Source organism: Stenotrophomonas sp. Ste96, from assembly GCF_024519495.1.
In the GTDB taxonomy this organism is placed as follows: domain Bacteria; phylum Pseudomonadota; class Gammaproteobacteria; order Xanthomonadales; family Xanthomonadaceae; genus Stenotrophomonas; species Stenotrophomonas bentonitica_A.
Map to the genome: position 1 here is coordinate 125,021 of NZ_JALJRX010000008.1, position 13,813 is coordinate 138,833.

The 13,813-nt window shown below is 68.0% G+C and carries 12 protein-coding genes and 1 pseudogene; 6 read left to right on the forward strand and 7 right to left on the reverse strand.

What is annotated here, in order from left to right:
• The first annotated feature begins 84 nt into the window (after window positions 1-84).
• The 4 genes from OC373_RS17040 (at window position 85) to OC373_RS17055 (ending at window position 8,238) form a co-directional block, all read left to right on the forward strand.
• Window positions 85-702, forward strand: a complete 618-nt coding sequence (locus tag OC373_RS17040; RefSeq protein ID WP_019183564.1) for a trimeric intracellular cation channel family protein — start codon at window positions 85-87, stop codon at window positions 700-702.
• A 203-nt stretch (window positions 703-905) separates the two neighbouring features.
• On the forward strand, window positions 906-2,072 hold the full coding sequence (locus OC373_RS17045) for an MdtA/MuxA family multidrug efflux RND transporter periplasmic adaptor subunit (protein WP_261998153.1): 1,167 nt from the start codon (window positions 906-908) through the stop codon (window positions 2,070-2,072).
• A complete protein-coding gene (locus tag OC373_RS17050) occupies window positions 2,069-5,176 on the forward strand; it encodes an MdtB/MuxB family multidrug efflux RND transporter permease subunit (RefSeq protein WP_261998154.1) in 3,108 nt (1,035 codons plus the stop codon). Before OC373_RS17045 ends, OC373_RS17050 begins: the two co-directional genes overlap by 4 nt.
• Window positions 5,173-8,238, forward strand: coding sequence for an efflux RND transporter permease subunit (locus OC373_RS17055; protein ID WP_261998155.1), 3,066 nt, complete (start codon window positions 5,173-5,175; stop codon window positions 8,236-8,238). The genes OC373_RS17050 and OC373_RS17055 overlap by 4 nt, the downstream gene beginning before the upstream one ends.
• Before the next feature lie 129 nt (window positions 8,239-8,367).
• On the opposite strand, the gene aroG is transcribed toward OC373_RS17055, so the two are convergent.
• The 5 genes and pseudogenes from aroG to OC373_RS17080 all read right to left on the reverse strand — a co-directional run.
• On the reverse strand, window positions 8,368-9,441 hold the full coding sequence (gene aroG, locus OC373_RS17060) for a 3-deoxy-7-phosphoheptulonate synthase AroG (RefSeq protein WP_261998156.1): 1,074 nt from the start codon (window positions 9,439-9,441) through the stop codon (window positions 8,368-8,370).
• Window positions 9,442-9,711: 270 nt separating this feature from the next.
• Window positions 9,712-10,059 carry a DUF6616 family protein gene (locus tag OC373_RS17065; protein WP_019183559.1) on the reverse strand — a complete coding sequence of 116 codons (348 nt, stop codon included), beginning with the start codon at window positions 10,057-10,059 and terminating at the stop codon, window positions 9,712-9,714.
• Between the two features lie 14 nt (window positions 10,060-10,073).
• Window positions 10,074-10,814 (reverse strand): DNA alkylation repair protein, encoded by a 741-nt coding sequence (locus tag OC373_RS17070; protein ID WP_261998157.1) that lies wholly within the window; start codon window positions 10,812-10,814, stop codon window positions 10,074-10,076.
• Window positions 10,811-11,305 (reverse strand): MarR family transcriptional regulator, encoded by a 495-nt coding sequence (locus OC373_RS17075; RefSeq protein WP_261998158.1) that lies wholly within the window; start codon window positions 11,303-11,305, stop codon window positions 10,811-10,813. The genes OC373_RS17070 and OC373_RS17075 overlap by 4 nt, the downstream gene beginning before the upstream one ends.
• A pseudogene (locus OC373_RS17080) lies at window positions 11,275-11,645 on the reverse strand (hypothetical protein); the annotation flags it as partial. The gene OC373_RS17075 and the pseudogene OC373_RS17080, both read right to left, overlap by 31 nt.
• A 114-nt stretch (window positions 11,646-11,759) precedes the next feature.
• Between OC373_RS17080 and OC373_RS17085 the strand changes: the two are divergent.
• Window positions 11,760-12,062, forward strand: a complete 303-nt coding sequence (locus tag OC373_RS17085) for a hypothetical protein (RefSeq protein ID WP_261998159.1) — start codon at window positions 11,760-11,762, stop codon at window positions 12,060-12,062.
• A gap of 24 nt (window positions 12,063-12,086) precedes the next feature.
• Here OC373_RS17085 and OC373_RS17090 read toward each other — a convergent pair whose 3' ends face one another.
• Window positions 12,087-12,566, reverse strand: coding sequence for a hypothetical protein (locus OC373_RS17090; protein ID WP_261998160.1), 480 nt, complete (start codon window positions 12,564-12,566; stop codon window positions 12,087-12,089).
• Between OC373_RS17090 and OC373_RS17095 the strand changes: the two genes are divergently transcribed.
• Complete coding sequence (locus OC373_RS17095; protein WP_261998161.1) at window positions 12,535-13,041, forward strand: LysR substrate-binding domain-containing protein; 507 nt, start codon at window positions 12,535-12,537, stop codon at window positions 13,039-13,041. The two genes, OC373_RS17090 and OC373_RS17095, sit on opposite strands and share 32 nt — an antisense overlap.
• A 96-nt stretch (window positions 13,042-13,137) precedes the next feature.
• Here OC373_RS17095 and OC373_RS17100 read toward each other — a convergent pair.
• Window positions 13,138-13,813, reverse strand: a 676-nt coding sequence (locus tag OC373_RS17100) for a TCP-1/cpn60 chaperonin family protein (protein WP_315985474.1), incomplete at its 5' end; no start/stop codon positions are given.

Consider the following 13,813-nt stretch of genomic DNA (forward strand, 5'->3'; position numbering starts at 1 on the left):
TCCCACCTCATGACAGTGCAGCGGCGCTGGCGTGATGCGTGTGCGTTTCCGTCCCCGCCTGACGTGTTTTCCGGAGCCACCCCCATGCTGCTCTCCCTGATCTACCTCATCGCCATCTCGGCCGAAGCCATGACCGGCGCGCTGTCGGCCGGCCGCCGCCGCATGGACCTGTTCGGCGTGGTCATCATCGCCTGCGTCACCGCGCTCGGCGGCGGCTCACTGCGCGACATCGTGCTCGGGCATTACCCGCTGGGCTGGGTGAAGCACCCGGAATACCTGGGCTTCACCATCTGCGCGGCGCTGATCGCGACCTGGGTGGCGCGCTGGATGCACCACTTCCGGCGTACCTTCCTGGTGCTCGATGGCCTGGGCCTGATCGCGTTCACCCTGATCGGCTGCGCGGTCGCACGCGAGGGCGGGCATACCGTGCCGATCATCCTGATCGCCGGCATGCTGACCGGTGCGTTCGGCGGCGTGCTGCGCGACGTGCTGTGCAACGAGGTGCCGCTGATCTTCCAGAAAGAACTGTATGCCGTGATCACCCTGCTCACCGGCGCGGCCTACCTGACCCTGCTGGAACTCGGCGTGTCGCTCAACGCGGCCACGCTGTGGTGCCTGGGCGGCGGCTTCCTGTTCCGCCTGCTGGCGATCCACTTCAAATGGGAAATGCCGAAGTTCGTGTACCGCGACGAGGTGCATTGACGCACGCGCAGGCATGACCAAGGTCACGGGAGCTTGAGCGGCCTGGCCCTGTATCATGGCGCTCCCGTTCCAATCGAACGGCATCCAGCCACGCGGCGGTGTTCCACCCGCTGCCCCGCCAGACACCCTCTCCCCCGTTGACCTGCCGCACTCGGCCGGTCCCCATGGACGCACTGCTCCGGTGGAGGGTGCGCAGGATGCGTATGTCCGCTTCAACGCCCGCCTCGTCTCGCCGTCGTTTCGCCAAACCGCTGTTGATCGCTGCCGCCGTCGGGCTGGTCGCGATCGCCGCATGGAAGCTGCTTTCGCCCGCGCCTGCCGCCAGCCCCGCCGGTGGCCCGCAGCCGACCCCGGTGCGCGTGGCCACTGCGACGCAGGAAGACCTGGTGGTGCGCCTGAAGGCGCTCGGCACGGTGACCCCGCTGCATACGGTGAGCCTGCGCAGCCGCGTGGATGGCGAACTGCTGCGGCTGGCGTTCTCCGAAGGCCAGCACGTCAAGGCCGGCGAGCTGCTGGCCGAGATCGACCCGCGCCCGTTCCAGGTACAGCTGTCGCGTGCGCTGGGCACCCAGCAGCAGAACCTGGCCGAGCTGGACAACGCCGAGAGCCAGCTCAGGCGCTTCACCGAACTGCAGACCAAGCACTTCGTCTCCGCGCAGGACCTGAGTGATCAGCAGAGCAAGGTGCGCCAGCTGCAGGGCCGTCGCCAGACCGACCAGGCGGCCGTGGATGAAGCGCGCCTGCAGCTGCAGTACACCCGCATTACCGCGCCGGTGGCCGGACGCATGGGCCTGCGCAATGTGGATGTCGGCAACCTGGTGCGCAGTGGCGATACCGAACCGCTGGCCACGATCACCCAGACCACGCCGATCAGCGTGCTGTTCACCGTGCCCGAGCCGGACCTGCCGGCGGTGGTCGCCGCCGCCCGTGCCAATCCGCAGCTCACCGTGGAAGCCTGGGACCGCGAGGAGCGCACCGCGCTGGGCGACGGCGTGCTCTCCAGCCTGGACAACCGCATCGATACCGCCACCGGCACGCTCAAGCTGCGCGCGCAGTTCGCCAACGCCGATGAGTCGTTGTTCCCCAACCAGTTCGTCAATGTGCGCCTGCAGGTCAGCAGCAGCGATTCGGTGGTGATCCCCAATGCCGCCGTGCAGTTCGGCAGCAAAGGCAGCTACGTCTACGTGATCGCGGCCGATGCCACCTCGCACCTGCGCAACGTGGTGCTCGGCCCGGCCGATGGCGAACGGGTTTCGGTGCGCGAAGGGCTCAAGGCCGGCGAGCGCGTGGTGGTGGAAGGCATCGACGGCCTGCGCGAAGGCGCCAAGGTCGAGGTGGTGGAGCAGGACCCGACGCGGACCGGCGCATGAACCTCTCGCGCCCCTTCATCGAGCGCCCGGTCGCGACCACGCTGCTGATGGTGGCGCTGCTGCTGTCCGGCGTGATGGCCTACCGCCTGCTGCCGGTCGCGGCACTGCCGCAGGTCGATTACCCGATCATCCAGATCACCACGCTGTATCCCGGTGCCAGCCCGGATGTCACCACCAGCGCGGTCACTGCACCGCTGGAACGGCAGCTGGGGCAGATCCCCGGCCTGAAGCAGATGTCCTCGACCAGTTCGGGCGGCGCTTCGGTCATCACGCTGCAGTTCTCGCTGGAGGTCGCGCTCGGGGTGGCCGAGCAGGAAGTGCAGGCCGCGATCAACGCCGCCGACAGCTTCCTGCCCGCTGACCTGCCGGTGCCGCCGGTGTACCGCAAGGTCAACCCGGCCGATACCCCGATCCTGACCCTGGCGGTGACCTCGCAGGGGCTGTCGCTGCCGCAGGTGCACGATCTGGTCGATACGCGCATGGCCCAGCGCCTGTCGCAGCTGCCCGGCGTCGGCCTGGTCAGCCTGGCCGGTGGGCAGCGCCCGGCGGTGCGCATCCAGGTCAATCCTTCGGCGCTGGCCGCCAACGGCCTGAGCATGGCCAGCATCCGCACCGCGATCGGCACGGCCAACGTCAACATGCCCAAGGGCAGCTTCGACGGCCCGACCCGCGCGATCATGCTCGATGCCAACGACCAGATGCGCTCGGTGGCCGAGTACCGCGCGCTGATCCTGGCCTGGAAAGACGGCGCGCCGCTGCGCCTGGGCGACGTGGCCACCATCGAGGATGGCGCCGAGAACCGCCAGCTGGCCGCGTGGTCGGTCACCACCCCGGCCGTGCTGATCAACATCCAGCGCCAGCCGGGTGCGAACGTGATCGCCGTGGTCGAGCAGGTGCGGGCGCTGCTGCCGCAGCTGCAGGCGTCGCTGCCCAAGGGCGTGGACGTGGCGGTGCTGAGCGACCGCACCGAATCGATCCGCGCCTCGATCCGTGGCGTGCAGCACGAGCTGCTGATCGCGATCGCGCTGGTGGTGATGGTCACCTTCGTGTTCCTGCGCAACATCCCGGCCACGATCATTCCCAGCATCGCGGTACCGCTGTCGCTGGTGGGCACCTTCGGGGTAATGCTGCTGGCCGGCTTCTCGCTCAACAACCTCACCCTGATGGCGCTGACCATCGCCACCGGCTTCGTGGTGGACGATGCGATCGTCATGCTGGAGAACATCGCCCGTCACCTGGAGCGCGGCGCGACGCCGATGCAGGCGGCGCTGAAAGGCGCCAGGCAGATCGGTTTCACCCTGATCTCGCTGACGCTGTCGCTGATCGCGGTACTGATCCCGCTGCTGTTCATGGCCGACGTGGTCGGCAAGTTGTTCCATGAGTTCGCGATCACGCTCGCGGTGGCGATCGGCATTTCGCTGCTGGTCTCGCTGACGCTGACGCCGATGATGTGCGCGCGCCTGCTCAAGGCCGGCCACGCGACCCGTCGCGATGCCGATGGGCAGGAATCGTCGCAGCAGGGCGACCCGTTCGACCGCGTCGTGGCGCTCTACGATCGTCAGCTGCACTGGGTGCTGCAGCGCCAGCCGCTGATGCTGGCCGCCACCGTCGCCACGCTGGTGCTGACGGCCGTGCTGTACGTGTGGGTGCCCAAGGGCTTCTTCCCGGTGCAGGATGCCGGGCTGATCCAGGGCATCAGCGAGGCGCCGCAGTCGATTTCCTTCCAGGCGATGGCGCAGCGCCAGCAGGCGTTGTCCGCGGCGTTGCTGGAGGATGAGGACGTGGCCAGCCTGTCTTCGTTCATCGGCGTGGACGGCAACAACGCCACGCTCAACAGCGGCCGCCTGCTGATCGAGCTGAAGCCGCATGCACAGCGCGCTGCCGATGCACAGGCGATCATCGCGCGGCTGCAGCAGCGCGTGGCGCACGTGCCGGGCATCAAGCTGTACCTGCAGCCGGTGCAGGAACTGGGCATCGAAGACCGGATCAGCCGGACCCAGTACCAGTTCACCCTGACCAGCCCGGACCTCGCGCAGCTGGAAACATGGACACCGCGCCTGCTCGCGCACCTGCAGCAGTCGCCGGCACTGGCCGACGTCGCCAGTGATCTGCAGAACCAGGGCCTGCAGGCGCATGTGGTGATCGACCGGGTCGCCGCCGCGCGGCTGGGGATCAGCGTGGAGGCCATCGCCGACGCGCTCTACGACGCCTTCGGGCAGCGGCAGATCTCGACCATCTTCACCCAGGCCAACCAGTACCGCGTGGTGCTGGAAGCGCGCCCGGACGTGGCCTTCGGCCCGGATGCGATCACGCGCCTGCACGTCACCGGGCCGGACGGGCGGCAGGTGCCGCTGGGCGGCATCGCGCGGATCGAACAGCGCCCGGCGCAGCTGCTGATCAACCATGTCGGCCAGTTCCCGGCGGTGACGTTCTCCTTCAATCTCGCCCCGGATGCGTCGCTGGGCGAAGCGGTGGAGGCGATCGAAGGTGCACGCGCCGCGATCGGGCTGCCGGCCAGCGTCGAACTGCGCCTGCAGGGCGCGGCCGATGCGTTCCGCGCGTCGCTGTCGAGCACCTTGTGGCTGGTGCTGGCCGCGGTGGTGGTGATGTACCTGGTGCTGGGCGTGCTCTATGAGAGTTTCATCCACCCGATCACCATCCTTTCCACCCTGCCCTCGGCCACGGTGGGTGCACTGCTGGCGTTGCTGGTCAGCGGGCGCAGCCTGGACCTGATCGCGGTGATCGGCATCGTGCTGCTGATCGGGCTGGTCAAGAAGAACGCGATCATGATGATCGACTTCGCGCTGGAGGCCGAGCGCGAGCATGGCATGGCGCCACGCCAGGCGATCCACCAGGCCGCGCTCCTGCGCTTCCGCCCGATCCTGATGACCACGCTGGCCGCGCTGTTCGGCGCGATTCCGCTGATGTTCGCCAGTGGCTCGGGCGCCGAGCTGCGCCAGCCGCTGGGCCTGGTGATGGTGGGCGGGCTGATCGTCAGCCAGGTGCTGACCCTGTTCACCACGCCGGTGATCTACCTGTTCTTCGACCGCTTCCGGCAGCGCCCCGCGCCGGTGACCGACGAGGCTGACGGGGCGCTGGCGTGAGTCCGCTGTCGCGGGCGATCGGTTGGTTCGTGCAGCATCCGGTCGCCACCGTGCTGCTCGCGGTGGCGGTGGTGCTGGCCGGCCTGCTCGGGCTGCGCCTGCTGCCGGTCGCGCCGTTGCCGCAGGTCGACTACCCGGCCATCAACGTCAGCGCCAGCCTGCCCGGCGCGAGCCCGGAATCGATGGCCGCCAACGTCGCCACGCCGCTGGAGCGTGCCCTGGGCACCCTCCCCGGGCTGACCGGGATCGACTCGGCCAGCACCCAGGGCTCGACCCAGGTCGAGCTGAAGTTCGCGCTCGGCCGCGACGTGGACGATGCCGCGCGCGACGTGCAGGCCGCGATCAATGCCGCGCGCGCGCAGCTGCCCAGTGGCATGCCGGGCATGCCGCAGTACCGCAAGGTGAATCCCTCGCAGGCACCGATCATGGCGCTCGCGCTGAGTTCGGACAGCCTCTCGCCGGGGCAGATCTACGACGTGGCCTCCACGGTGATCGCGCAGAAGCTGGCGCAGATTCCCGGCGTCGGCGAGGTGCAGGTGGGCGGCAGTTCGCTGCCGGCGGTGCGCGTCTCGCTGGATCCCAATGCACTCAACCATCATCGCATCGCGCTGGACGACATCGCCGCGGCGATCCGCAACGCCAACGCGCTCAAGCCACTGGGCACCGTCGCCAGCCAGGCCCAGCAATGGCAGCTGGAAGCGACGCTGCAGCTGCGCACCGCCGCCGAGTACCGCCGCCTGATCGTGGCGATGCGCGACGGCCGCCCGGTGTACCTGGAGGACGTGGCCGGGATCAGCGAAGGGGTTGAAGACCGCTACGCCAGCGGCTTCCACAACGAGCGCCCGGCGGTGCTGCTGATCGTCAGCCGCCAGCCGGATGCCAACATCATCGAGACCGTCGACGCCATCCAGGCACAGATGGACACGCTGCAGGCGCTGCTGCCGGCCAACATCGACATGCAGGTGGTGATGGACCGTTCGCCGGTGATCCGCGCCACCCTGCGCGAGGCCGAGCTGACGTTGCTGCTGGCGATCGCCCTGGTGGTGCTGGTGGTGCTGGCCTTCCTCGGCCACTGGCGCGCGGCGCTGGTGCCGACCGTCGCCATCCCGGTCTCGCTGCTGGGCGCGCTGGCGATCATCGCCCTGCTCGGGTTCTCGCTCAACACGCTCTCGCTGATGGCGCTGATCGTGGCCGCGGTGCTGGTGGTCGACGATGCCATCGTGGTGCTGGAGAACATCGCGCGCCACCGGGAAGAAGGCGCCTCACCGATGACCGCCGCGCTGCGGGGCGCGGGGGAAGTCGGCGCCACGCTGCTGTCGATGAACATCGCGCTGGCGGTGGTGTTCATCTCGATCCTGTTCCTGGATGACTTCGTCGAGAAACTGTTCCGCGAGTTCTCGCTGACCCTGGTGGCGGCGATGGGCGTCTCGCTGCTGGTCTCGCTGAGCCTGACCCCGATGCTGTGCGCGCGCCTGCTCGGGCAGGCACGGCCCGGCCCCGGCAATGGACTGCAGCGCGCCGGCACCGCGTTGTTCGAGCGTCTGCGCGGCGCCTATATGGGCAGCCTGCAGACAATGCTGCGCTGGCTCGCGCTGCCGCTGCTGCTGTTCGCCGGTGTGATCGCACTGAACGTGTGGCTGTTCCAGCAGGTGCCCAAGGGCATCGTGCCCAAGCAGGACACCGCGCAGCTGCGTGGCTTCGCGCGCGGCGACGATGGCCTCTCGTTCCAGGTGATGCAGCCCAAGATCGAGGCCTACCGCCAGCTGCTGCTGGCCGACCCGGCGATCAGCGACATCATCGGGTACATCGGCGGCCGCAGCGGGGTCAACAACGCCTTCATCATGATCAAGATGAAGCCGCTGGCCGAGCGCAAGGTCTCCAGCCAGCAGGTGATCGACCGCCTGCGCGCCAACATGCCGAAGATTCCGGGCGGCGGCATGTTCCTGTGGGTGGACCAGGACATCAAGCTGGAAGGCAGCGGCGACAGCGGCCAGTACGAGTTCCAGCTGCTCTCCGGCGAGCTGGAACCGCTGCGGCAGTGGACGCCCAAGGTGGCCGATGCGCTGCGCGCCCTGCCCGAGCTGGTCGATGTGGAGTCCAAGGGCGATGAAGGCATGCGCCAGGTGGTGCTCGACATCGACCGCGATGCCGCCGCCCGCCTGGGCGTGGACATGCGCATGATCGCTTCGGTGCTCAACAACGCCTTCAGCCAACGCCAGGTCGCCACGCTGTACGACACCCTCAACCAATACCGCGTGGTGATGGAGCTGGACCCACGCTACACCCAGGATCCTTCCACGCTGGAGCAGATCCATGTGATCGGCAAGGACGGCCAGCGCCTGCCGTTGTCGTCCATCGCGCGGTGGGAGTACGGCATGGCGCCGGACCGGATCTATCACAGCCAGCAGTTCGCCTCGGTCTGGATCGAATTCGCGCTGGCGCCCGGCGTCACCCTGGACCAGGCGGTAAAAGCGGTGGACCAGGCCATGGCCAGGATCATGCTGCCCACCCATGTGCAGGCGCGGCTCAGCGGCGAGGCCGGCGGCTTCGAGAAACTGCGCGAGCGCCAGCTGTGGCTGATCCTCGGCGCGATGCTGGCGGTGTATCTGGTGCTGGGCGTGCTGTACGAAAGTTTCGTGCAGCCGCTGGCGATCCTCTCCACCCTGCCCTCGGCCGGCGTGGGCGCGTTGCTGGCGCTGATGGCCTTCGGCAACGAGCTGAACCTGATCTCGCTGCTCGGGCTGTTCCTGCTGGTGGGCGTGGTGATGAAGAACACCATCCTGATCATCGACTTTGCGCTGTCGGCCGAACGCGAGCGCGGGCTGTCGTCGTATGAGGCCATCTGCGAAGCCGCACGGCTGCGGTTCCGGCCGATCCTGATGACCAGCGTGGCCGCGCTGTTGGGCACGTTGCCGCTGATGCTGGCCACCGGCGAAGGCTGGGAGATGCGCCAGCCGCTGGGCATCGCGATCGTGGGCGGGTTGCTGGTCAGCCAGTGGCTGACGCTGTACACCACGCCGGCGATCTATCTGGCGTTGGCGAAGCTGAGGCGCGCCGCGTGATCATCGAACGCGCGACACCCCAGGGGTAGAGCCACGCCATGCGTGGCTGCTTCTGCATGAACTGCATGAAGCGCCGCGGCGCTGTACGCAGCCACCCGTGGGGTGGCTCTACCCCGGATCAACGCACGCTTATGCCGCCTCGCTGATGCGCGCCGCCCGCCGTGCCCGCACTGCCTCGGCGAGGCTCTCCAGCACCGCCAGCGAGCTGTCCCAGCCGATGCAGCCATCGGTGATGCTCTGGCCGTAGGTCAGCGGCTGGTCGTCCACCAGGTCCTGCCGGCCGGCCACCAGATGACTCTCGACCATGACGCCGACGATGCGCTCTTCGCCGTTTGCCAGCTGCGCGTTGATGTCGGCGATGACCTTGGGCTGGTTCTCCGGATTCTTGCTGCTGTTGGCGTGGCTGGCATCGATCATGATGCGTGCGGCCAGGTGCGACTTGGCCAGCGTCTGGCTGGTCGCTTCAACGTGGTCGGCATCGTAGTTCGGCGTCTTGCCGCCGCGCAGGATCACGTGACAGTCCGGATTGCCGGCGGTGGCCACGATGGCGGTGCCGCCTTCCTTGGTCACCGACAGGAAGTGATGCGGGTTGGAGGCCGCGCCGATCGCATCGGCGGCGATCTTGATGTTGCCGTCGGTACCGTTCTTGAACCCGACCGGGCAGGACAGCCCCGAGGCCAGTTCGCGGTGCACCTGGCTTTCGGTGGTGCGTGCGCCGATCGCACCCCAGGCGACCAGGTCGGCGATGTACTGCGGCGAGATCACATCGAGGAATTCAACGCCGGCCGGCAGGCCCAGCTTGTTGATGTCGCGCAGCAGGCCGCGCGCCACGCGCAGCCCCTTGTTGATGTTGAAGCTGCCATCCAGGTCCGGATCGTTGATCAGGCCCTTCCAGCCCACCGTGGTGCGCGGCTTCTCGAAGTACACGCGCATGACGATTTCCAGCTCATCGGCGTAGGCATCGCGCAGCGGCTTGAGGCGCTGGGCGTACTCGATGGCGGCCACCGGGTCATGGATCGAACACGGGCCGATCACTACCGCGAGGCGATCGTCGCGGCCATGCAGGATCTCGTGCAGGGCCGCGCGCGAGGCGCTGACCGTATCGGAGGCTTCGTCGTCGCAGGGCAGCATCGCCAGCAGCTGTGCCGGCGGGGTCAACGGTTCGATCTTGCGGATGCGCAGGTCGTCGGTATGGGGGGGCATGGGGTAACTCCTTGGAAGTGGGGGTCCCCAGCGCGGCGGCAACAAAAAAGCCGCCAGGTGCGCTGGCGGCTTTCGGGAATGCGTCTGAAGGTTTCTTCAGGGTGAGCGCATGCCTTCCTCCGCCGGTGGCTTCGGAAAGTAATACCAAAAGTAGGAATTGGCGGGGCGTGCGTTCATTGGGGAGTATTGATAACACAGGGATTTGGAGGTGCCAACTGTTTCATTCGCAACTGCGGCATCGGTTCAGGCCCCTCCCCGCGAGCGGTGCGCTCACCCCCGCGGCAACGCCGCCAGCTCGGCCAGGTGCTGCTGCAGCGTGCCTGCTGCCCCCACCGCGTGCGTCGTGGTGAAGTACTCGTGCCACCCGGTAGCGCCGATCGCGGCCAGCAAGGCATCGGCATCGAGCCGTTCGGCGCACTGCCACACCGCATAGAACTGCTCGGCCGTGGTGTGCGGAACGTCCTGTTCGATGCGGCCCATCGCCACCGGCGTGATGCGGGCCGGATCCACGTGCTGCATGCCGGCGCCGATGCGGGCGAAGAACGCCCCGCGCGACACCGGGTCCAGCGCGGTCCAGGCGGGGGTGGCGGTGTAGAGCTCGATCAACATGTGCGACATGGCATTCCTTGAGGTCAGAGCGAGCGCAGTGCGCGCTTGCGGATATAGGTGTTGGCCGGATCATCGGCGTGGTGCTGCTGCCATTCGCTGCACAGCGCGCGGACCCAGTCAGGCTGGCTTTTGCCCGCATCGTTCAGCCAGTTGCCGACTGAATCCTGCACATAGCGCGAGGCATCGCAGCACAGCGCCTGCAGCAGCGGCAGCGCGTGTTGCGGCGCCTGCTTGAACAAGGTGATGTGCGCAGCCCACACGCCCCGCGGGCGCAGCGCTTCGCAGGCGAAGCGACGCACGTTGGGTGAGACGTCGGTGGTCCAGCCGTGCAGGTGCGCGAGTACACGCAGGGGTTCGGCGACAACATGCGGACGCACAGCCAGCCATGCCCACTCGCGGACGCCGAAATGCGCATCGTCGGCCAGCGTGCGCAGCGCATCGAGCCTGTGCTCGAGCGACAAGGCCGGGTCGCTGCCGATCAGATAGCAGGCCCAGCCACGCACGGTGTCGCTGGCGTGCCGCGACCACCGTGCATGATCGCCGTGGCCATGCACGCGCAACAGCGTCGCGGCGCCCTGCATGCGCAGCGTGATGCCGCGCTTGGCGGCATTGCGCATCGGGGTGATCGCAGCGGCGGGCAAGCCGGGGGCGACATGGGCCATCAGCTTGGCGAAGTCGACGGCCAGCACTTCGGCCAGATGCGTGGCTTCGGTTTCACCGCGATCGAGCTGCCCGCGGCGTTCGCGGGTGATGGGCTGTTTCATGCCGCGCGGCCCGCATCAGTGCGCGACCACACGCGCTGCAGCAGCGTGCCGAGCGTGCGCCGTTCCCGCGGGCTGATATCGGCGAACAGCGAGGCGATCCACGCGGTCTGCTGGTCGAACAAGCGCGCGGCCAGCGCCTGACCCGCCCTGGTCAAGCGCACGTGGATGCGGCGCTTGTCATCCGGATCACTGTGGCGGCTGACCAGGTGCTCGCGCTCCAGCCCATCGAGCAGGCCGGTGATGGTGGCGCGGGTCACCCCGGCGCGCTCGGCCAACTGGTGAGGCGAGAGTGCCGTTTCCGCACCGCGCAGCAGGAACAGCAGCACGAAGCGCCCTTCACTCAGGCCCAGCGGCGCCAGCCGGCTGGCACAGTCCTGGTCGATCGCGCTGGCCAGCGACAGCACCTGGAAGCACAACGCCAGTTCGCCCGAATCGGGCTGGCCACGGCGCTCCAGTTCGGTCAGGAAGGCCTGGTGTTTGGTTTCCAGCATGCAGGCGGCTTCGACATAATACGGCGGCTAACTATATCGTCGTTGCGCTCTGAGAGAAAGGCTCCCGCCTGCGTTGCCGCTACTGCGGGCACCTGCATCCGTACGATCAGCCCGCCGCCCGGCCTGTGCAGCAGCCAGAGCTGACCTCCTTGCTGCCGAACCGCGCCCTGCGCCACCGCCAGCCCAATCTGTTCGATCATCGCGTTCAAGGGTTCAATGTCGGCCACCATCCGCACCGCGTGCGTGAGCGGTGCGAACTCGGCGCCAGGCCCAGCCGGGGCACTGGCGTGCGCAGATCGTGCGCGACCGCTGCCAGCATGCGCGTCATATCCTGCGCCTGCTGCGCATTGCCTGCAGCGTCCTGCAACGCACTGAGCCGCGCGCGAGTGGGGGTTTACGCGGGAGCCGTCCCGCGGCAGCATGAAGCCATCACCACCGACGCAAGGACACGCCGATGGACCGTTCTCAAGCTGAAGCCATGGCGGATGCCATGCTGCAACCCGATCCCAAGCGCGAGGCCGTGCGGGCACGGCGTCTTGCCAGCGCCGCACAACTGAAGCGTCAGCGTAAGGCCGCAGGAGCAAGCCTGGTCGGCATGGCCGTGGGCGCCGCGGTGGCCAGCCAGTTTCCGATGGCCTTTTCGCAGGGCATGCTGATCGGCGCGTTGCTGACGTATTTCCCCACCCAGCTGTGGCTTGACCGGCGTGCACGCGGCGCCGAGGCCGCCATCCGCGTCGAAGGACACGCCCAGTCATAGCGAAGGGATTCCGTTCGCCCCCTTTTACCAGCGCACCTGTGCCGGCAATGGCCCGTCATGCGAGGGAAACAACGGCAGCACGTACTCGGCCAGCTCCTGCAGCACCTCGGCTGCGGGGCGCTGCGAGAACTGGATGCCCAGCGCAGCATGGTTCACGCCGGCGCGCTGCCACTCGCCGAGCAGATCGATCAATCCGTGGCGACCGGTCCTCAACGTGTAGCCGCCATTGAGCGGGGTGCGTGGATGGTTCGGGTCCTCGACCAGATCCAGCCATTCGTTGGTGACATGCGGGCGGAAGCCCCCGTCGGGAATGAGGCGGCGCCAGGCCTGGATCTTGCCGGCCAGGCGCTGCGGCCCGGCGGCGTGATGGGTTGCCTCGGGATAGGTCAGCCAGCCATCGGCATGCTGCCCGACCCAGTCCAGTGTCTGCTGCGAGGTGCCGGTCACCAGCAGCGGAATCGCCCCGGCGGCCTTGGCGGATCTGCGCCGCGATCGCATCGACATCGCGATCCGCCACGGTCTCGGCGAGTATCCCGGGCTGGTCTCGCGCCCGCTGGCGGCACCGGTGCTGTTGCCGGTGGCCTGCCCGACGCTGCTCGCCGAGGGGCCGCCGATCCACTCCCCCGCGGACTGCCTGCAGTACCCGCTGCTGCAGGATTCCGATCGCAGTGACTGGTCGCTATGGTTCCGCGCGCTTGGCCTGCCCGCCGATCCGCGCATCGAGCGTGGCCCGGCCTTCGATGATGACGTGCTGCTGATCCGCGCGGCGGAAGCGGGCCAGGGCATCGCGCTGGTGCGCGATCTGTATGTGGACGCCGAAGTGGCCAGCGGTCGGCTGGCGGTGGTGCTGGATCAGCCCTGGCCGAAGCGGTTTGCGTACTACGCCGTCACCCCGCCCGGCGCCGAGGAGACACCGGCCATCGCAGCCTTCCTGGGTTGGTTGCAGGACGAGGTCGAGGCCCCCACCAGCGCGCTGTGAGTCGGTACTACGCGCACAAAAAAACCCCGCCTTCCGGCGGGGTTTTTCGTACTGCGGTGGCGGATGGCAGGTGCCGACCGATGGCCGGCCTCTACATCAGAAGTCCATGCCGCCCATGCCACCCATACCGCCCATGCCGCCGCCGGCTGCGCCAGCGCCGTCATCCTTCTTCGGGGCTTCGGCAACCATGGCTTCGGTGGTGATCATCAGGCCAGCGATCGAGGCCGCGTTCTGCAGCGCCGAACGGGTCACCTTGGTCGGGTCCAGGATGCCGAATTCCAGCATGTCGCCGAACTCGCCGGTGGCGGCGTTGTAGCCGAAGCTGCCGGTGCCTTCCTTGACCTTGTTGACGATCACGGACGGCTCTTCGCCAGCGTTGGCCACGATTTCGCGCAGCGGGGCTTCCATCGCGCGCAGGGCGATCTGGATGCCGTGGTTCTGGTCTTCGTTGGCACCCTTCAGGCCGCTCAGCGCGGTGACCGCACGGACCAGGGCAACGCCGCCGCCCGGGACCACGCCTTCTTCAACGGCTGCACGGGTCGCGTGCAGGGCGTCGTCGACGCGATCCTTCTTTTCCTTCATTTCGATTTCGGTCGAGGCACCGACCTTGATCACGGCAACGCCGCCGGCCAGCTTGGCTACGCGTTCCTGCAGCTTCTCGCGATCGTAATCCGACGAGGTGTCTTCGATCTGGGTCTTGATCTGGGTGACACGCGCTTCGATGTTGGCCTTCTCGCCGGCGCCATCGATGATCGTGGTGTTTTCCTTGGAG

Coding starts and splice junctions, on each gene's coding strand:
- OC373_RS17040 (WP_019183564.1), top strand. CDS start 85: ATGCTGCTCTCCCTGATCTACCTCATCGCCATCTCGGCCGAAGCCATG.
- OC373_RS17045 (WP_261998153.1), top strand. CDS start 906: ATGTCCGCTTCAACGCCCGCCTCGTCTCGCCGTCGTTTCGCCAAACCG.
- OC373_RS17050 (WP_261998154.1), top strand. CDS start 2,069: ATGAACCTCTCGCGCCCCTTCATCGAGCGCCCGGTCGCGACCACGCTG.
- aroG (WP_261998156.1), bottom strand. CDS start 9,441: ATGCCCCCCCATACCGACGACCTGCGCATCCGCAAGATCGAACCGTTG.
- OC373_RS17065 (WP_019183559.1), bottom strand. CDS start 10,059: ATGTCGCACATGTTGATCGAGCTCTACACCGCCACCCCCGCCTGGACC.
- OC373_RS17070 (WP_261998157.1), bottom strand. CDS start 10,814: ATGAAACAGCCCATCACCCGCGAACGCCGCGGGCAGCTCGATCGCGGT.
- OC373_RS17075 (WP_261998158.1), bottom strand. CDS start 11,305: ATGCTGGAAACCAAACACCAGGCCTTCCTGACCGAACTGGAGCGCCGT.
- OC373_RS17085 (WP_261998159.1), top strand. CDS start 11,760: ATGGACCGTTCTCAAGCTGAAGCCATGGCGGATGCCATGCTGCAACCC.
- OC373_RS17090 (WP_261998160.1), bottom strand. CDS start 12,566: ATGTCGATGCGATCGCGGCGCAGATCCGCCAAGGCCGCCGGGGCGATT.